General features: G+C 54.5%; 14 protein-coding genes and 1 other RNA gene. 5 read left to right on the forward strand and 10 right to left on the reverse strand.

Annotation, left to right across the window (positions count from 1 at the left end; genetic code table 11):
* Window positions 1-12: 12 nt before the first annotated feature.
* From TLL_RS13015 to gyrB, 8 genes are all read right to left on the reverse strand, one after another.
* Window positions 13-1,881 carry a DNA-directed RNA polymerase subunit gamma gene (locus TLL_RS13015; RefSeq protein WP_011056488.1) on the reverse strand — a complete coding sequence of 623 codons (1,869 nt, stop codon included), beginning with the start codon at window positions 1,879-1,881 and terminating at the stop codon, window positions 13-15.
* A 75-nt stretch (window positions 1,882-1,956) separates the two neighbouring features.
* On the reverse strand, window positions 1,957-5,283 hold the full coding sequence (gene rpoB / locus TLL_RS03275) for a DNA-directed RNA polymerase subunit beta (protein ID WP_011056489.1): 3,327 nt from the start codon (window positions 5,281-5,283) through the stop codon (window positions 1,957-1,959).
* A gap of 397 nt (window positions 5,284-5,680) precedes the next feature.
* The gene (locus tag TLL_RS03280; RefSeq protein WP_011056490.1) at window positions 5,681-6,376 is read right to left on the reverse strand and encodes a DevA family ABC transporter ATP-binding protein; all 696 of its coding nucleotides are present in this window, start codon (window positions 6,374-6,376) and stop codon (window positions 5,681-5,683) included.
* Window positions 6,377-6,384: 8 nt separating this feature from the next.
* On the reverse strand, window positions 6,385-7,539 hold the full coding sequence (gene devC / locus TLL_RS03285; protein WP_011056491.1) for an ABC transporter permease DevC: 1,155 nt from the start codon (window positions 7,537-7,539) through the stop codon (window positions 6,385-6,387).
* Window positions 7,540-7,548: 9 nt separating this feature from the next.
* Complete coding sequence (locus TLL_RS03290; protein ID WP_011056492.1) at window positions 7,549-8,712, reverse strand: ABC exporter membrane fusion protein; 1,164 nt, start codon at window positions 8,710-8,712, stop codon at window positions 7,549-7,551.
* A gap of 88 nt (window positions 8,713-8,800) precedes the next feature.
* Window positions 8,801-9,388 (reverse strand): pseudouridine synthase, encoded by a 588-nt coding sequence (locus TLL_RS03295; RefSeq protein ID WP_011056493.1) that lies wholly within the window; start codon window positions 9,386-9,388, stop codon window positions 8,801-8,803.
* Window positions 9,389-9,398: 10 nt separating this feature from the next.
* A non-coding RNA gene (gene ssrS, locus TLL_RS03300) (6S RNA) lies at window positions 9,399-9,585 on the reverse strand.
* Between the two features lie 37 nt (window positions 9,586-9,622).
* On the reverse strand, window positions 9,623-11,545 hold the full coding sequence (gene gyrB / locus TLL_RS03305; protein ID WP_011056494.1) for a DNA topoisomerase (ATP-hydrolyzing) subunit B: 1,923 nt from the start codon (window positions 11,543-11,545) through the stop codon (window positions 9,623-9,625).
* A 126-nt stretch (window positions 11,546-11,671) separates the two neighbouring features.
* Between gyrB and miaA the strand changes: the two genes are divergently transcribed.
* Complete coding sequence (miaA, locus tag TLL_RS03310) at window positions 11,672-12,610, forward strand: tRNA (adenosine(37)-N6)-dimethylallyltransferase MiaA (protein ID WP_011056495.1); 939 nt, start codon at window positions 11,672-11,674, stop codon at window positions 12,608-12,610.
* Here the strand turns inward: miaA and TLL_RS03315 are convergent.
* Window positions 12,553-13,296 carry a type 1 glutamine amidotransferase gene (locus TLL_RS03315; protein WP_011056496.1) on the reverse strand — a complete coding sequence of 248 codons (744 nt, stop codon included), beginning with the start codon at window positions 13,294-13,296 and terminating at the stop codon, window positions 12,553-12,555. The genes miaA and TLL_RS03315 overlap by 58 nt on opposite strands.
* Before the next feature lie 6 nt (window positions 13,297-13,302).
* Window positions 13,303-14,898, reverse strand: coding sequence for a DUF6930 domain-containing protein (locus tag TLL_RS03320; protein WP_011056497.1), 1,596 nt, complete (start codon window positions 14,896-14,898; stop codon window positions 13,303-13,305).
* 42 nt (window positions 14,899-14,940) lie between these two features.
* On the opposite strand from TLL_RS03320, the gene TLL_RS03325 reads away from it, so the two are divergent.
* The 4 genes from TLL_RS03325 to TLL_RS03340 are packed head-to-tail and all read left to right on the forward strand — an operon-like array spanning window position 14,941 to window position 18,234.
* Window positions 14,941-15,372, forward strand: coding sequence for a Holliday junction resolvase RuvX (locus tag TLL_RS03325; RefSeq protein ID WP_011056498.1), 432 nt, complete (start codon window positions 14,941-14,943; stop codon window positions 15,370-15,372).
* A 38-nt stretch (window positions 15,373-15,410) separates the two neighbouring features.
* Window positions 15,411-17,435, forward strand: coding sequence for a ribonuclease catalytic domain-containing protein (locus tag TLL_RS03330; RefSeq protein WP_011056499.1), 2,025 nt, complete (start codon window positions 15,411-15,413; stop codon window positions 17,433-17,435).
* A gap of 10 nt (window positions 17,436-17,445) precedes the next feature.
* The gene (locus TLL_RS03335; RefSeq protein WP_011056500.1) at window positions 17,446-17,835 is read left to right on the forward strand and encodes a YkgJ family cysteine cluster protein; all 390 of its coding nucleotides are present in this window, start codon (window positions 17,446-17,448) and stop codon (window positions 17,833-17,835) included.
* Window positions 17,836-17,880: 45 nt separating this feature from the next.
* On the forward strand, window positions 17,881-18,234 hold the full coding sequence (locus TLL_RS03340; protein ID WP_011056501.1) for a hypothetical protein: 354 nt from the start codon (window positions 17,881-17,883) through the stop codon (window positions 18,232-18,234).
* Window positions 18,235-18,259: the final 25 nt, after the last annotated feature.

Consider the following 18,259-nt stretch of genomic DNA (forward strand, 5'->3'; position numbering starts at 1 on the left):
GGGTCTCCCAAATTAACTGGCTAGGGCTTCTTGAATCGTTTGGTTGTAGATAATGCGACCGGGTGTTGTGCGGATGTATTGGGAAATCCGTTGACCGTTGGCATCCTCCTTGACCCGACGCAGGGCATACTCCAGCAAACGGGAACCATCTTCATAGGTCGTAATCTGGGGTTCACTGGTGTCACCATCGTCCACTTCACCGTCGTAGCGCACCCAAACAAAGGCATGGAGAGGCAAGTGCCCTTGTTCGTAGGCCATGACCACGTCCTGGAAGTTGGCATAGTAGCGATCGCTATAATCTGGCAGCTTTGGATTTTCTGCCGTCAAGTAATAGCAGCCCAAAACCATATCTTGGCTGGGGGTAATAATTGGCTTACCCGTGGCCGGCGACAGGATATTATTCGAGGCGAGCATCAGCATCCGCGCCTCCGCCTGTGCCTCAATCGAAAGGGGCACGTGCACCGCCATTTGGTCACCGTCAAAGTCGGCGTTGAAGGCAGGACACACCAAGGGGTGCAGTTGAATTGCCCGCCCTTCCACTAGAATCGGCTCAAAGGCCTGAATCCCCAAACGGTGGAGTGTTGGCGCACGGTTGAGCAGCACGGGGTGACCCTCAATGACCTCCTCCAGCACATCCCAAATTTGAGGATCATTGCGCTGGATCATGCGCTTGGCCGCCTTAATGTTGTTGACAATTTGTTGGCGAATCAAGCGGTGAATCACAAAGGGCTGAAAAAGTTCAATGGCCATTTCCCGAGGCAGGCCACACTGGTGCATTTGCAGTTTTGGCCCCACCACAATCACCGACCGACCGGAGTAGTCCACCCGTTTCCCAAGGAGGTTTTGGCGGAAGCGTCCCTGTTTCCCCTCAATAATGTCGGACAGGGACTTCAGAGGACGGTTATTGGCCCCCACCACCGTGCGACCGCGACGACCATTATCAATCAGGGCATCCACCGCCTCTTGCAGCATCCGCTTCTCATTGCGGACAATAATCTCGGGCGCCAGAATCTCTTGCAGGCGGGCCAGGCGGTTGTTGCGGTTAATGACACGGCGGTATAAGTCATTAAGGTCAGAGGTGGCAAAGCGCCCGCCATCTAACTGCACCATTGGCCGCAGATCCGGTGGAATCACGGGAATCACGGTCAAGACCATCCATTCCGGCTTGGCGCCAGTGGCAATAAAGTTATCAATGACCCGCAGGCGTTTGATGAGCTTGGCGCGTTTTTGCCCTTTGGAGTTAAGGATTTCCTGCCGCAGTTGGTCGGCCTCCGCTTGCAAGTCCAAATCCCGTAGCAGGCGTTGAATGGCTTCAGCCCCAATGCCCACCTCCACACCTTCTAGCTCCGAGTCCTCCCGATAGATCTCCTCTTCGATGTCCTGCCACTGATCTTCACTCAGGAGCTGCTTGTAGCTGAGGCCAGGGTGATTGCCCGGATCCAGGACGACGTAGGAGTTGAAATAGACGATTTGCTCTACATCCCGCAGGGGCATATCCAGCAGGATTGCCATGTAGCTGGGAATCCCCTTCAGATACCAGACATGGGTCACTGGGGCAGCCAACTTAATGTAGCCCATGCGATGGCGGCGCACCCGTGATTCGGTGACTTCAACGCCGCAGCGCTCGCAGACAATACCGCGATGGCGCACCCGCTTGTATTTACCGCAGTGGCACTCCCAATCCTTGGCAGGGCCAAAAATCCGTTCGCAGAAGAGGCCATCCATCTCCGGCTTGAGGGTGCGATAGTTAATCGTTTCTGGCTTGGTGACCTCGCCCACCACTTGACCGTTGGGGAGGGTGCGCTGTCCCCACTGAATGATGCGCTCGGGTGAGGCCAGAGACACTTTTACATAATCAAAGCGTTGCTCGAGTCTGGGCATAAGCTCACAAATCCTTTGGCAGTAAATGGCTCAGGGGGCGATCGCCCCCAAACAAGCTGACTCAGTTCTGAGGGTTTAGAAGGTCGTTGCCCCTTCTTTGTCGTCCGTGTCGTCTAGGGCACTGTAGTCAATAGTGGGTCGTGCCGGCGTACGGCGAGGGCTGACATCCACCATCAAATCCACCTCGGGGTCAGGTTTCATTTCGCCATCGTCATCAAAGCTGGGGATACTGGCCTTGCGCACGGAAATATCTAAGCACAGGGATTGCAGCTCCCGCATCAGTACCTTAAAGGACTCTGGCGTGCCCGGTCGTGGAATGGATTGCCCCTTAACAATCGCATTGAGGGCTTCATTGCGTCCTTGCATATCATCGGACTTGACCGTCAGTAACTCTTGGAGAATATAGGCAGCGCCATAGGCCTCCAGTGCCCACACCTCCATTTCGCCAAAGCGCTGACCACCCTGCTGGGCTTTACCGCCGAGGGGCTGTTGGGTCACCAAGGAGTAGGGACCGGTGGAGCGGGCGTGGATCTTATCGTCCACCAAGTGCACTAGCTTCAGCATATAGGCCATCCCCACCGTCACTGGTCGGTCAAAGGGTTCACCCGTGCGGCCATCATAGACGACCATTTTGCCTGGATTCTCAGGGTTAAAGACCCAATCTTGACCCGTGACGTCTCTGGCCTCTTGCAGTTTGGCATGGACCGTTTCGCGCGATTTTTCCTTGCCGTGCATTTCATCAAAGGGGGTAATTTTGAAGCGACGACCCAGACATGCTCCAGCCCAGCCCAGGAGACACTCATAGACTTGCCCCACATTCATCCGTGAGGGCACCCCCAAGGGATTGAGGACAATATCCACAGGCCGACCGTCGGGCAGGAAGGGCATATCCTCCACCGGCAGAATGCGGGAAATAATCCCCTTGTTGCCGTGGCGACCAGCCATTTTATCCCCCACTTGGATTTTGCGCTTCTGGGCCACATAGACCCGCACCACCATATTGGCGCCGGGGGGTAGCTCATCCCCTTGCTCGCGGGTAAAAACGCGCACATCGACAACGCGGCCTTTTTCACCATTGGGCACCCGCAGGGAGTTATCGCGCACATCCCGCGCTTTTTCACCAAAGATGGCCCGCAGGAGTTTTTCTTCAGGGGGCTGATCCGATTCCCCTTTGGGGGTGACTTTACCGACGAGAATATCCCCTGCCTCTACAAAAGCACCAATGCGGATAATGCCGTTTTCATCCAATTGCCGCAGGGCTTCTTCAGAGACGTTGGGCACTTCGCGGGTAATTTCCTCAGGACCGAGTTTGGTTTGCCGCGCCTCAATTTCGTACTTCTCAATGTGGATAGAGGTATAGACATCCTCTTGTACCAGCCGTTCGCTAATCAGGATGGCGTCTTCGTAGTTATAGCCCTCCCAAGGCATGTAGGCTACAAGGATGTTCTGGCCAAGGGCAAGTTCACCCCCTTCGGTGGCGGAGCCATCGGCAATCACTTGTCCTGCTTGCACGCGATCGCCCACAAAGACAATCGGCCGTTGATTCAAGCAGGTATCTTGGTTGGAGCGCTGGTATTTTTGCAGCGTGTAGGTAATCTCAGGGCCATTATCAGTTTTGACGCGAATTTGATTGGCATCCACATAGCTAACCACGCCATTGGTCTGGCTGAGAATCACCATGCCAGAGTCCCGGGCTGCTTGGGCTTCTAGGCCTGTACCCACCAAGGGGCGCTGCGGGCGCAACAGGGGAACGGCCTGCCGCTGCATATTAGAGCCCATCAGGGCACGGTTGGCGTCATCGTGCTCTAGGAAGGGAATCAGGGATGTGGCCACAGAGATAATCTGCACTGGCGAAACCGCCACGTAGTCCACCTGATCGGGGGTTGTGGTGGTGAAATCTTGACGATAGCGCACAGGTACCACATCCCCAAGGATGTAACCGTTTTCATCGGTGGGCACATCCCCCGGCGCCACCCGTTTATCATCCTCTTCGTCGGCGGTCATGTAAATCGGCGGCTGATCCTTAAGGACGCGACCATCTTTCACGGGATAGAAAGGCGTCTCAATAAAGCCATATTCATTGACGCGGGCATGGGTAGCCAGGGAGCCAATCAACCCCGCGTTGGGGCCTTCAGGGGTTTCAATGGGGCAAATGCGGCCATAGTGGCTAGGGTGAATATCCCGCACCGCAAAGCCTGCCCGCTCCCGAGTGAGACCACCGGGGCCTAGGGCGCTTAAGCGCCGTTTGTGGGTCAGTTCTGCGAGGGGGTTGGTTTGATCCATGAACTGGGAAAGCTGGCTAGAGCCAAAGAATTCCTTAATGGCTGCCACCAAGGGCTTGGGATTCACCAGTGAAGTGGGTGTCAAAGAATCCGTGTCAGACACCGTCATCCGCTCGCGAATAATGCGCTCTAGGCGATTGAGGCCAACGCGCACTTGGTTTTGCAGCAGTTCACCGACAGAACGGACACGGCGGTTGCCCAAGTGGTCAATGTCATCAATCGTTCCCAAGTCAAACTCTAGGTTAATGAGATAATCAATGGCCGCAAGAATATCCTCGGGGGTGAGGATGCGCACCGAGTCAGGAATATTTAACTGCAACTTGCGGTTGAGCTTGTAGCGACCCACCCGGCCAAGGTCGTAGCGTTTGGGGTCAAAGAAGCGCGACTCTAGCAGCTGTTGTCCCCCTGAGACCGTGGGCGGCTCCCCTGGACGCAGTTTTTTGTACAGTTCAATGAGGGCCTCTTCCTCAGAGAATTTGCCTTCTTTTTCAACGGTTTTTTGGTAGTACTCGGGGTGACGCAGCCGCTCTAGGATTTCGCTATCGGTTAATCCCAAGGCCTTGAGGAGAACGTGCGCCGAGAGCTTACGGGTTTTGTCAATGCGTACCCACAGGAGATCGTTTTTGTCAGTTTCAAATTTTAGCCAAGCGCCGCGGTTGGGAATCAGGCTAGCATTGTAGGTGCGGCGACCATTTTTGTCGGTTTCTGATTTGTAGTAAACACCAGGACTGCGAACAATCTGGTTGACAATGACGCGCTCCGCGCCATTGATAATAAACGTCCCGCGATCGGTCATCAGGGGTAGATCCCCAATGAACACATCCTGGTCAATGATATTGCCGTTTTCTTTGTTAATGAGGCGAGTGGGGACATACATTTGCATTGAGTAGGTGGCATCCCGCCGCTTGGCCTCATCGACGCTATACTTCGGCTCCTTGAGGCGGTAGTCTTTGGCCAAAAAGTGCAACTCAATTTTGCCGGTATAATCGGTAATGGGGGAGAAACTCTCTAGCTCTTCAATGAGTCCTTCTTCAAGAAACCATCGGAAGCTGGCCCGCTGAATCTCGACAAGGTCTGGCAAGGTAAAGGCGGGTGGCGTGTAAATCTGATTACTAGCCATGTATATCCTCTAGAGGGTATCGCTAAAACGCGGATCTTGCATCTTAAATGAAGAGGCGTCGCCCTGTCAAGGACATCAAAAGCTACCCCTACAGCAAAAGGTGCTGCCAGAGGTCCCCGGCAGGATGAAGCGGTTGAAAAGGAGCAAAGTTGACAAGGGGCACTGCCGCGCTTGCAAGCCGCTACCTACGACGATAACACAGAGTTGCTAGGTTTCAGCACTAGAACACTGGGAGGAATTGGAGTTGCTATCCCTGAGTCCAGTTTTTAGGGTTGGCGAGTGGTTCGACAGCTTACTGTTTTCCCTTGGGTCTATAAAGCGCGATGGGGGCTCTCGGTTGGGAACCTAAGGATCATCGGCAAGTTTCACCGGTGGAGCCTAGCCTGGGATGGCGTTCTTAGGCAGAAATCCCAAGGGTGGTTTCTGAGAGGTGGCCATCTTCCATGTGAATAATGCGATCGGCAACATCGAGAATACGGTTATCGTGGGTCACAATTAAAATGGTGCACCCCTGTTCACGGGCAAGGGTGCGCATGATTTCCACGACATCGCGACCGGATTTTTTATCGAGGGCAGCCGTGGGTTCATCGGCAAGCACAATTTTGGGATGTCCCACTAGAGCACGGGCGATCGCTACCCGTTGCTTTTGCCCCCCCGACAGTTCATGGGGATAGTAGTCCAGGTGCTTTCCAAGGCCAACGGCACAGAGCATGGCGTCCACTCGTTCTCGAACTTCCTGTTGACTCAGGTGGGGCTGCAAATCCAGTGCCATCTGCACATTTTGGCGAGCTGTCAAGGCATGGAGAAGATTGTGGGCTTGGAAGATATAGCCGGTTTGCCGCCGAATTTGAATCAGCTGCTCCTTGGTGGCATGGCGAAGTTCCTGGCCAAGCACCCGCAGACTCCCTTCCTGAGCTGAGCGTAGGGCACCAATCAGCGTCAAAAGTGTGGTTTTGCCTGATCCGGAAGGCCCCGTCATGATCACGATTTCGCCCGCCTCAATCCGAGCATGCAGATCAAAGAGAATTTGCTTGCGCAGTTGCCCCTGACCAAAGTAGTGATTGAGGCCTTGAATGTGGATTACTGGCTCCATAGACCACCCTAGAAAATATCGGCAGGATCAGCCGCTTGAATCCGCCGCATGGCGATCGCCCCCGACAGGGTACACATCAGTACCGTCAGTGTAAAGACCAAACTGGCTCGTTCTACGGTCATCCCAACGGGTAGGGATGTGGCATTAGCAATAACGATATACAGTAAAAACGAAACGATAAAGCCGGGCACATAGCCCATACAGGAGAGAATTAAGGACTCCTGCATCACTACGCCATAGAAGAAGACATCGCGATAGCCCATGGCCTTGAGAGTGGCATACTCCGCTAGGTGATCTGTGACATCTGTGTAGAGAATTTGATAGACAATGACTGAGCCAACAATAAACCCCATCAGGGCACCCAGGGAGAAAATGAAGCCAATGGAGGTACTTTTTTGCCAGTAGTTGCGCTCAAATGCAGCAAACTCCTCCTTGGTCATCACTAGCACGTCATTCCCTAGGGCAGCATTCATCCGCCGGGCCAGTGCCTTTGTATTGACCCCGGGCTGTACCCGCACTAGCCCCACGTCAATCAGGCCGGGATTGCGTTCGGGGAATAGCCGTAAAAAGTTCAAATCGCTAGTGAGCAAATTACCATCGGCGCCAAAGTTAGCTCCCATGCGAAACAAGCCGGCTACGGTAATTTTGCGACCAGAGACTTCGGTTGTGACTTCCTGTCCTTGGCGGTATAGCTCAGGAATCGGGCCAAACTCAGCGCGGGATTGAGCATCAAAAAGAACGTGATCTGGGAGCTTAATGGCATCCTGCCAGCGGGGGGTATCGGACACAGCAATGGAGACCACCATCGGATCCACCCCAATGACCATCAGTTGGCGAGTCCTTTTGTTAATGGGATTGCGCCAGAGACCAAAATTCAGGTAAAGGGGAGAAACAGACTCGACCCCTTCAAAGCCCGCTGCTTGGTAGAGTCGCCGCCGCGGAAAGCTGCGCATAGCAATCAGCGCTGTGGATTGCGGGCTAATGAGGACAATATCGGTGTTTAAGCTTTCGTGAAAGCGGACTGCGGCCTTAAAGAGGGCATCGCGAAAGCCAAACTGCATCAGCATGAGTACCACCGCAAAGGCAATGCCCGCGATCGCCACCAAGAGCCGAATCCGCTCCCGAATCAGCTGCAACCAAGCAAGGGGAATCGCAAAAATCATCGGTGCACCTCAACCGGGATCAATAGCCACTTCCACCTGCATATTGGTCAGACCGGCCACTGGTTCACTGTTATCTAAACGAATTTTGACTTCCACGACCCGCGCATCTGTTTTTGCCGCTGGATCGGTATCGGTCACGTCATTCTTGGCCACCACCAGCCCCACCTGAGCGACACGGCCACTAAGGGGCGCCCTGAGGGCACTACTGCGAATTTCAGCCCGCTGACCCACACGCACCCGGGGTACATCGGTTTCATACACCTCAGCAACGGCATACATTTGGTCGGTATTGCCCAGTTCGAGAATGCCCTTTTCGTTAATGTTTTCGCCAGCACGGGTGTGAATGCGCAGAATGCGGCCCCCTCGCGGTGCCCGAATAATTGTCCGTTGCAGGCGGGCTTCCGCCAGTTGTAGATTACGCTCTGCTGAGAGGAGTTGCACTTGGGTTTGTACCCGTCCTAGGTTTGCTTGGGCAGCGTCCACTTCAGCATTAGCAGTGGCCACTTCTGTGCGGCGCTGTTGCTGCAAGCGAACTAGGTTGGCTTGGGCGTTGTGCAGTTCTTCCTGTAAGCTGCGCACACGGACAGTGCGATTATCGAGATCCTGTTGCGACACTGCTCCAGCGGCAAAGAGTTGGGCAAAGCGCTGATATTCCCGATGGGCGGTTTCGAGTTCCGCTTGGATACGTTGAATGGTGGCCTGCTGGGCAGCAATGGCGGCAATAGCGGGTTCATTGGCCCGATCGCGCCGCCGCTCGGCTTCGGCAATTTGAGCAAGGGCTAAGCGGGTTTCAGCCTCATAGCGTAGACGGGCTTCCTGCAACTGACTGGCAGCCAAGTCGCGTTCGGCTCTGCGCTCCGGATAGGTATCTAAATAGGCAAGGGGTTGGCCGGCAACCACACGATCGCCTTCGCGTACCAACAACTGTCCCAATCGCTCCGTCATTGAGGGGGCACTGACCGCCACCACTTCCCCTTCCGGCTCGAGGCGACCAAGGGCGGTAATGCGATCGCTGATGGGATTGGCTAGGGCAGCTTGAATGGCTTGTTCCTCACGGGTTCGCTGAAGCTGCTGCCAATAGTTCCAACTGAGGAGTAGGCTTCCCAATCCGATGGCGATCGCCCCCCCGATCAGCCATGGACGACCAATTTTGCTGAGAAACGGCTGTCCCATGGGACGACCTCGATCAATAAGTGCAGGGCAGTCAAGGTTAATAATGATTACTTATCTTAATATAGAGTTAGGAGGTTATGAAGAAATGCTAAGGTCGCCGACCGCAGGATTGCCACAGGACTTGCCGTTCTAAAGGCAGAATTTCCCGCCACTGTCCAGGGGCAAGGTTGCCCAATTGCAAGTTGGCGATCGCCACCCGTACCAAACGCAGTGTGGGAAATCCTACGGCAGCTGTCATGCGGCGGACTTGGCGATTACGGCCCTCCCGTAGGGTCAGGCTTAGCCACTGACTGGGGATATGGCGGCGATAGCGAATCGGGGGATACCTTGGTGGCAAGGGGGGGTCTTGATCGAGTACCTCTACACGAGCGGGTCGCGTGCGATAGCCTTGGATCACTACCCCCGCTGCTAACTGGCTCAGGGCTGCTGTATCGGGTTTGCCTTCCACCTGTACCCAGTAAGTGCGCGGATGACCATAGCGAGGATCCGTCAAGCGGTGTTGCAACCAGCCATCATTGGTGAGGAGAACCAACCCCTCACTGTCGTAGTCTAGGCGGCCAGCGGGATAAACATCCGGGATAGGAACGTAATCCTTAAGGGTTGATCGCCCCTTTTGATCTTGAAACTGGCAGAGAACCCGATAGGGTTTATACAAGAGAATATAGCGATAATTCATGGTTAGAAAGAGTCTAACCGCGACGCCGTTTTACCTCAGTTTATGACCTAGTAAAAACTAGGGGGGAATACTAACTGCAGACTTAGAAGTTTCTGGCTCAAAGACCAGTTTACTGCCGCCCACAGTATTGATTCCCAAATGTTTTGCAAGTGTAGATCACAAAACAATATTGGCAGTCACCAACGTCGCAGCTAAACTAAAGCTACTATAGCACATCTACTCTGGGCTCTAGCTTTAGATATCGAGGTTCTCTAGCGCCAACTGTGGGCCATAGGTCTCGATAAATTCGCGGCGAGGTGCCACGCGATCGCCCATGAGGATTGTAAAAATGCGATCGGCTTCAGCGGCATCTTCAATCTCCACCCGTTTGAGAATGCGGGTTTCTGGGTTCATCGTCGTTTCCCACAATTGCTCTGGCATCATCTCCCCTAGACCCTTAAAGCGTTGGATGGTGTAGTTGGCATTTTCCGGGAAGGAGGCAATCTGCTGTTGCAGCTCGCGATCGCTATAGCAGTAGAAGTGCTGGCGACCCCGTTCCACTTTGTATAGCGGCGGGCAAGCAATATAGACAAACCCTTGGTTTACCAACTCCTGCTGATAGCGGTAGAAAAAGGTCAGCAACAACGTGCGGATATGGGAGCCATCGACGTCAGCATCTGTCATGAGAATAATCTTGTGATAGCGCAACTTGGCGGGGTCAAATTCCTCGCCCTTCACCCCCAAGCCAAGGGCAGTAATTAAAGACTGCACCTCATTATTCTTGTAAATTTTAGCATCATCGGTTTTTTCAATGTTGAGAATCTTGCCCCGCAGTGGCAAAATCGCTTGGAATCGGCGATCGCGCCCCTGTTTAGCACTTCCACCGGCAGAATCACCTTCCACAATAAAAATTTCCGAAACAGCCGGATCCCGTGAACTGCAATCCGCTAATTTCCCCGGCAGCGTTGAAGACTCCAACACCGACTTGCGCCGTACCATTTCCCGTGCCCGCCGCGCTGCTTCAGCCGCATTAAAAGCTTGGATGGCTTTTTCCAAAATTGTGTCGGTGACATTGGGATGAAAGTCAAGGTACTCCGTGAGGGCTGCACCTACAATGGCATCGACAATGCCGCGGACTTCTGTATTGCCCAGCTTTGTTTTTGTTTGCCCTTCAAATTCAGGGTTGGGCACCTTGACCGAAATAATCGCTGTGAGGCCCTCGCGAATGTTTTCCCCGGCAAGGTTGGCATTGTTTTCTTTGAGTTTGTTGCGCTTGCGGCCAAGGGCATTGAGGGTCCGCGTCAGCACTGCCTTCAGCCCTTCCATGTGGGTACCGCCATCAATGGTGCGGATATTATTAGCAAAGCCTAGGAGGTTTTCACTATAGGCATCGGCACACCACTGTAGGGCTGCCTCCACCTGCACATCGTCTTTTTCCCCTTGAATATAGATAATCTCCGGATGCAGCGGTTCCTTTTCCTGCACCATGTAGCGGACGTATTCACGGATACCGCCTTCATAGCAATAGGTTTCACTCAGGGGGGGAGTAACACGCAAATCTTTAAATTCAATGCGAATGCCGGCATTGAGGTAGGCGAGTTCCCGCAGCCGTGTCATCAGTACCTTGGCATCAAATTCAATCGTTTCGGTGAAAATCTGGCGATCGGGAAAAAAGGTCACTGAGGTGCCGCGGCGTTCCTCAGTATCGGGGGTCTTTTCCAGGGGAGTCGTGGGAACCCCCCGTTCGTAGCGCTGATGATGGACAAAACCATTGCGCCACACCGTCACCTCTAACCATTCCGAGAGGGCATTAACCACAGAGACACCCACCCCGTGCAACCCCCCGGAGACTTTGTAGCCCCCATCGCCAAACTTGCCCCCCGCATGGAGCACGGTCATTACGGTTTCAACTCCGGAGACGCCGGTATCGGGGTGAATATCCGTGGGAATGCCGCGGCCATCGTCGGTGACGGTGACGGAGCCATCGGCATTGATCTGGACTAAAATGGTGGAGCAGTAACCGGCAAGGGCTTCATCAACGGAGTTGTCCACGACTTCATAGACCAAGTGGTGCAGGCCCTTGGGGCCAGTGCTGCCGATGTACATCCCCGGTCGTGTCCGCACGGGTTCAAGGCCTTTGAGCACCCGCAACTGGGCAGAGGAATACTCGGCGGTCATGGCAACTCCCTAACTGCTATAGAATCGAGGCAAATGGGTTTTCACTTGCCTAAATGTCAAATCTGACCTAAATTTTAGCACATAAGGGTTATAGGCGATTCTAGGAAATTTTCAGGCTGTATTTGAGTGGGGGATGCAGGGCTAATTGTTATTGGGGGGGCAACGGCTACAGGCAAAACGGCGCTAGCGATCGCCCTTGCCCAACAATTGAATAGTGTCATTTTGAGTGCCGACTCCCGCCAAGTCTACCGCGGCTTTGATATTGGCACAGCCAAGCCCACTCCAGCCCAGCAACAGCAGGTGCGCCATCACCTCATCGATATTTGTGACCCCCGCGAGACGCTGACCCTAGCAATTTACCAAGCCAAGGCTCAAGCCCTGATTGCCCACTACCACGCCCAAGGGATCACGCCCCTCTTGGTGGGGGGGACAGGATTGTATATCCGCAGCATTACCCAAGGGCTAACAATGCCCCAAGTCCCACCGCAACCCCATCTACGGGCTCAATTGATGGCTCTGGGTCAGCAGGAATGCTATCAGTGGCTTCAGCAGGTGGATCCTGTGGCGGCGCAACGGATCCATGCCCACGATCAAGTGCGTACCCTGCGAGCCTTGGAGGTCTATTACACCACTGGGGTGCCCCTCAGCCAGCAGCAACGGCGCGAACCGCCTCCCTACCGGATTTGGTACTTTGCCCTCACGGGGGGCGATCGCCAGCAAGAGCGCTGCCGTATTGAAGCCCGCACTCAGGAGATGCTAGCCATGGGCTGGCTCGATGAAATTCAGCAACTGCAAAGGCAGTACGGCGAGGATTTGCCCCTCCTAGACACCTTGGGCTATCGGGAAATGCGCCAATATCTGCGGGGAGAAGTCACCCTCGCGGAGGCTATTGCCCTCACAGTGCAGCACACCCAACAATTTGCCAAACGGCAGCGGACATGGTTCCGGGCAGAACCTGACATCCATTGGCTGCAAGCCACCACCCTAGAGGCGCAACTGGCAGAGATTCAAGCACAATTCACTCTCTGTCCCAAGACCACTGCAACAAAGCGGCGGATGAGCTGATTGGCATAGGGGGTGGGGCGAGCGGTTTGCTTGAGTTGTTCCAGGTCTGCAGTGCTCAATTGATAGCGATCGCAATAGCGACGAATGCGGGCCAGGAGGTCGCGATCGTCCACCTCGGGATGAAACTGAAAGGCGTAGAAGGGTTTCCCCTCCAAGCGAAAAGCATGGTAGGGACACAACTCACTGTAGGCCAGTAAGGTTGCTCCCGCTGGCAGGGTCAAGGCGCGTTCCTGATGTCCAGAAATGGCCAAAAAGGGATTCGGAAAGCCAGCAAACAGGGGATCGGTAACCCCCGCTGGAGTGAGATACAGAGGGTAGGTGCCCATTTCCATGGCCTCGCGATCCACAATCACCTGAGCGCCCAAGGCCTGCACTGCCAATTGAAAGCCAAAGCAGGAGGCCAACACGGGTATCTCCTGCTCAATACAGGCCAAAATTAAGTCCATGGCTGGTGGCACAAAGCGATAGCGGTCTGGCTTGAGCACTGTGGCATCACTGGAGCCGCCAATAAAAAGTGCATCAAAGCCTTGAATACAGTCGGCGGTAAAGTCGTCACAGGCAAAGCCATTGAGCACTGTAAATTGCTCGGCCGCCAGACCACTCAAGCGAATAAATTCCGCTAGTTCCTCTTGCTGGGTGACGCGATCGCCCCGTGCCTGAAGCAGTAGAATTCTTAGGGACTTCACGGTTTTCTAGGGTTTAGAAATCTCAATGGGCTGAGGGGTTGGCGGGCGCTGGGTGTCCACAAAACTAAACACAAGGGACGTTTCAAAGAGTCCCACGATTTGCTTGAGGGTTGGCTGCCTCCGGGTTTTGCCCGTCACGCCATAGGCCACAGCGAGGCCACAGGCGCCGTCAAGGTCATTGACCTCCTTGATCCAGTCGAGGAGCAGCGAACCACTTTCGGCGTCAAAGGTATCCAAAAGCCACAGATGATTGGCGTTGGTTTGAGCCAGGAGCATGACGATTTGCTCAGGGCCTGAGAGGGGAAAGACTGTCAGATGGTGGATGCCACCCTCCTCGGCAATTTTGGCGGCGATCGCCGCCGCCGCTGATTTTTTGGTTTGAATCGTCAACACAGGATAGCCCTTAAACTCCTCGGGAATCTCTCCCCGTTGATGGTAAGCAACCGCTGCTTGCAATTCCCCGAGCTCCTTAGGAGGAAACCGCTTAAAGAGAATATAGGCCTCCTCAGGAATTGCTTCGGTATCAATGGGAATCTGGCACAGTGATTGGCTCTCCTCAGTGTCCTCATCAATGCCCGGCATCATCTCTGGCGCTGTTGCCACTTGCACCTGATAACTAAGGGCGCAATGGCAGGGTGAGGGAATCTGGAACCTCAGATTCAGTTCAGGGTACGCTTCCTGCTCAAACTGTTTCTTTGTCTTTTTCCAGAATTTGATCAGACTCGCGATCGCCACATAGACCATCTCAGCCTCTTCAGGGGCATAGAAGTGACGTATCCCCTCCAAAGGATGGACGACCCCCACTTCAATGGTGTAAGCATGCCCCCTCAAAACAAAAGAGAGATCGTTGTCTAAATCCGCCTCATCAACCTCGGAAACATTTAAGAAGAGACAATCGTTGCGCAAAACCGTTTCCTCGAGGCGGTCATCGTCCTCTTCATCAAGGTAGGGATCCTCTTGATCAATCTGCTGCCAAAAGTTGCGCAGGGCCTCCTCCCCGCGGTGGAGCATCAGACCAAAGTCACGGCTCGCGCCTTGGGGATTCACCAGTACCGCAAAAAGGGTAGGGCAGTCCCAAGAGCTGCAGTGGAGTTTAAAGGGAGTAACATGGTTGAGGCGCCGCCAGATATCCAGCTGGGCCAATTCCCTAATTTTGCGTTTATAGAGGGGAACGTATTCCCGGGGGAGTCCCTCGAGATCTGGATCATCGCTGGTGACTTCCGCCGCCATCAATTCAAAAAAATCATCGAGAAGGGGAACGCGGGCTTGATATTCCACCTGGATGTCCAGGGGAGCAACCACACCGCGCAGGAAAAATTGCAACTCACGGTCATCAACGATGATGGCGTGGGGACGGCAGGGCTGAGCTTGGGGATGATGGGGAGATTCGATCGCCTGCACTAACAGCCGCATCAGTTGCTCTGGGGTGGGTGGAAACTGACGGATCTCCATAGTGCGTACCAGCTGCTCCTTGGGATCGAGCCAAGCGGCACAGAAGACCTCATCGTTGTCACTGTTGAGACTGCGGCCGCCACCCACCCAAATGTCGGCAACTTGGGGTAGATTCAACAGACGACGGATGGTTGCAGTGGGTAGCCTCACAGGGCGATCGCTCCCAATTCGATCACCTCTCCACTCTAGCAAATGATGGCAATGGGTCGCACGAAGTATTTTTTGGGGTTTGATCCAGGACAGGACAAGTGTGGTCTAGCCCTTGCCCTTGGTCAAGAAGTGGTGCGCCATGAAGTGGTGGCCAGCGATCGCGCGATCGCCTGTGTGCAGGAGTGGCACCAAGCCTACCCATTTGAACAGGTGATTATAGGCAATCAAACCACCTCCCGCCGGTGGCAGCAGCAACTGCAAGCAGCTTTAGCGGTGGAAATTATTCCGGTGGATGAGCGCCATAGTACCTTAGAGGCCCGCGATCGCTATTGGCAACTCTTTCCGCCCCGCGGTTGGCAACGGCTCATTCCCAAGGGGTTGCGCGTGCCCCCCCGCCCCATTGACGACATTGTGGCGATTGTGTTGTTGGAACGCTACTGTGGCTATCCCCTGCTGCTCAGTCAGAGGCAATAAACTTTATAATTGTCAGGTTATAGTACAGCACGGCAGCCGTGGAGAAAGGCACCCTCATTGAATTTCGGGTCAATAACCAGCGTCGCTTGGCGGTCATCGATCGCCCGGAAGGTAAAAAGCATTGGATTGCCATTGATGAGCATCTGCAAACCCATACCATTCATCCGCGCCAACTCACATTTACGGTGCCTGAGGAGCGGTTTCGCCCCCAAGAGATTGCCACATTTTGGCAGCAGGTGCAGCCCCTCCTGGATGCCGACAGTTTAGAAGTGGCTTGGGAGATTATCCGCGAGGAAAACCGCACTATTACACCAGCGGATCTAGCGGAGCTGCTTTTTTCGGAGCGATCAGCGGTGGCCTGCTATGCCGCCTACTATCTCCTCAGCGAGGATCGCTTCTATTTCAAGCTCAAGGGAGAAACCTACGAGCCTCGGCCAGCGGCTCAAGTGGCAGAACTCAAACATCAAAGCGAGCGGGAAGCCCAACGCCTGGCGGAGGAAGTCAGCTTTCGCGAACATTTAGGGCAAGCCCTGAGGGGCGAAGCCGTGGAGTGGTCTGCCAGCGATCGCAAGCGCCTGGAGCAGTTAGAACGCTATGCTATAGCCATTGAATCCAGTGCCCAGCACCAAGCTGCCATTGATCTCCTCAGTGAGTTAAAGCGTCCTACGCAACCCCTAGGGGCATTCCAACTGCTGGTGGATCTCGGCCTTTGGTCAGAGCACGAAAATCTCTTCCTGCGCCGTAGTCAAATTGACGTTGAATTTTCTGCCAAGGTACTTGCTGTGGCCCATGAACGCCTCACCTCACCCCCTACAGACATTGACGCTCCCCTGCGCCGCGATCTCACCCATCTCAAGGTCTATACCATTGACGACGAAAGCACCCAAGAAATTGATGATGGCCTTAGCCTAGAGGTCATTGGCGATCGCCAAAAGCTCTGGATTCACATTGCGGATCCCACCCGCTGGGTCATGGTGGATGATCTCTTGGATCAGGAGGCTCGCCGCCGCGCCACAACGGTCTATCTGCCGACGGGGATGATTCCCATGTTTCCCACGGAATTAGCCACCGGGCCGATGAGTTTAGTTGCGGGACAAACCTGTTGTGCCCTGAGTTTTGGCATTCTTTTGGCGGACAGTGGCGAGGTTTTAGAGTACGAAATTTGCCCCAGTTGGATTCGCCCGACCTATCGTCTTAGCTATGACGATGTGGACATGATTTTAGAGCAGGGGGTAACCGGGGAAGCAGATCTGCTGGCGATCGCCCAATGGGGACAGCGGCGCAGTGAGTGGCGACGGCAACGGGGAGCGATTCGCATCAATATCCCTGAACCCAACATTAAAGTGGCGGGTGAAGAGGTGGAAATCTCGCCCCTCCATGATTCACCCGCCCGCCAGCTAGTGGCAGAAATGATGATTCTTGCCGGTGAAGTGGCCGCCCATTTTGGCGCCCGTGAGGGCATTCCCCTGCCCTTTCGCTGTCAATCCCCCCCAGAACTGCCCTCAGAGGAGGAATTACTGCAACTACCCGCTGGCATAGTGCGCGACTGCGCCATTCGTCGCTGTATGCCCCGCAGTGAAATGAGTACCCAACCCAATCCCCATGCTAGCCTAGGCCTTGATGCCTACTGCCAAGTGACGTCCCCCATTCGCCGCTATACGGATCTGCTGGCGCACCGTCAGATTAAAGCCCACCTGCGGGGGGAAACCCCACCCCTCACACCCGAGCAACTGAATGAAATTCTACTGGGGCTGGTGTCTTCCCTTCAGGAGTCTTCCCTTGTGGAGCGGCAAACCAACCGCTATTGGTGCTTAGAGTATCTACGGCGGCATCGGGAAGAGGTGTGGCGGGGCATCTTACTGCGTTGGTTGCGTCCTGAGGAGGGGCTGGGGCTGGTTCTCTTGGAGGATTTGGCGGTGGAACTGGCGATGCGCTTTCAACGGCAGGCCAAGTTGGGAGAGTGTGTGCTGGTACGCGTCAGTCGTGTGGATCCCCGCAGTGATCAAATTTGGCTGGAGGAGGTGCCTGCCGAGACATCCATACCCGCAGAAACCGTTGCATGATCCTAAAAGCATGAAAAAGTGGCAGTGTATGCAAGGGTGTGGGGCCTGCTGTTACCTTGACTTGAGCGATCGTCCAGAGGTGCCCACCATTCTCAATGACGAGGAATTTGCCCTCTACCAATCTCTCATTGGTGCCGATGGCTGGTGTATTCACTTTGACCCCCTGAGTCGCCGCTGTCGTATCTATGAGAATCGCCCCCGTTTTTGCCGCGTCACCCCAGAGGTTTTTGAGGACCTGTACGGCATCCTGCCCGAGGAACTGGATGAGTTTGCGGTTCAGTGTTGCTGTGAACACATTAGCGATCGCTACGGTGAGCGGAGTTTTGAACTGCTGCGCTATGAATATCTCGTCGGGCAGAGCGTAGATTCTCCCCAAGGGGATCCCCCACCTTTTCACTGAGAAGATGCCCCCTATAATAACAGCAGGTGTGTTCAGCCAGAGCCCATGAGTGAGCAGCGGATGCGGGTTAACTTGGTAGAAGGTGCGGTCAATTTTTGCTTTTCCCGCCCAGCAGCAGAGGCTCTACGGCAGGAGATTCAAGCTTTAATGGAGCGGATGCGGGCGATCGCCAGAGCCAAAGCCAGCGGTACGCCTTTGTCCGCGCAAGCGGCGATGGAATACCAGCACGTCGGTGAAGTCTTTCTTGAAGTGTTTTGTAATCCGAATATCTGGCCGAACCCCTACGCTGCTAAAGTTCTTTTGACGGTACGCGATGACCGCATTCGTTTAACGACCGAGGCAGAACTCAATCGTCTTGTGGAAGACCTCAACCAGTTTCTCGAAAGCGCTACCCCCTAGGGGGGCAATATCTGTTACGTTGAGG

This window comes from Thermosynechococcus vestitus BP-1 (genome assembly GCF_000011345.1).
In the GTDB taxonomy this organism is placed as follows: Bacteria; Cyanobacteriota; Cyanobacteriia; order Thermosynechococcales; family Thermosynechococcaceae; genus Thermosynechococcus; species Thermosynechococcus vestitus.

Bases quoted from the DNA above. Each gene is read 5' to 3' on its own strand.
- rpoB (WP_011056489.1), bottom strand. From the start codon at position 5,283: ATGGCTAGTAATCAGATTTACACGCCACCCGCCTTTACCTTGCCAGAC.
- TLL_RS03340 (WP_011056501.1), top strand. From the start codon at position 17,881: ATGAGTGAGCAGCGGATGCGGGTTAACTTGGTAGAAGGTGCGGTCAAT.
- TLL_RS03280 (WP_011056490.1), bottom strand. From the start codon at position 6,376: ATGGAGCCAGTAATCCACATTCAAGGCCTCAATCACTACTTTGGTCAG.
- TLL_RS13015 (WP_011056488.1), bottom strand. From the start codon at position 1,881: ATGCCCAGACTCGAGCAACGCTTTGATTATGTAAAAGTGTCTCTGGCC.
- TLL_RS03295 (WP_011056493.1), bottom strand. From the start codon at position 9,388: ATGAATTATCGCTATATTCTCTTGTATAAACCCTATCGGGTTCTCTGC.
- devC (WP_011056491.1), bottom strand. From the start codon at position 7,539: ATGATTTTTGCGATTCCCCTTGCTTGGTTGCAGCTGATTCGGGAGCGG.
- TLL_RS03335 (WP_011056500.1), top strand. From the start codon at position 17,446: ATGAAAAAGTGGCAGTGTATGCAAGGGTGTGGGGCCTGCTGTTACCTT.
- TLL_RS03290 (WP_011056492.1), bottom strand. From the start codon at position 8,712: ATGGGACAGCCGTTTCTCAGCAAAATTGGTCGTCCATGGCTGATCGGG.
- TLL_RS03325 (WP_011056498.1), top strand. From the start codon at position 14,941: ATGATGGCAATGGGTCGCACGAAGTATTTTTTGGGGTTTGATCCAGGA.
- gyrB (WP_011056494.1), bottom strand. From the start codon at position 11,545: ATGACCGCCGAGTATTCCTCTGCCCAGTTGCGGGTGCTCAAAGGCCTT.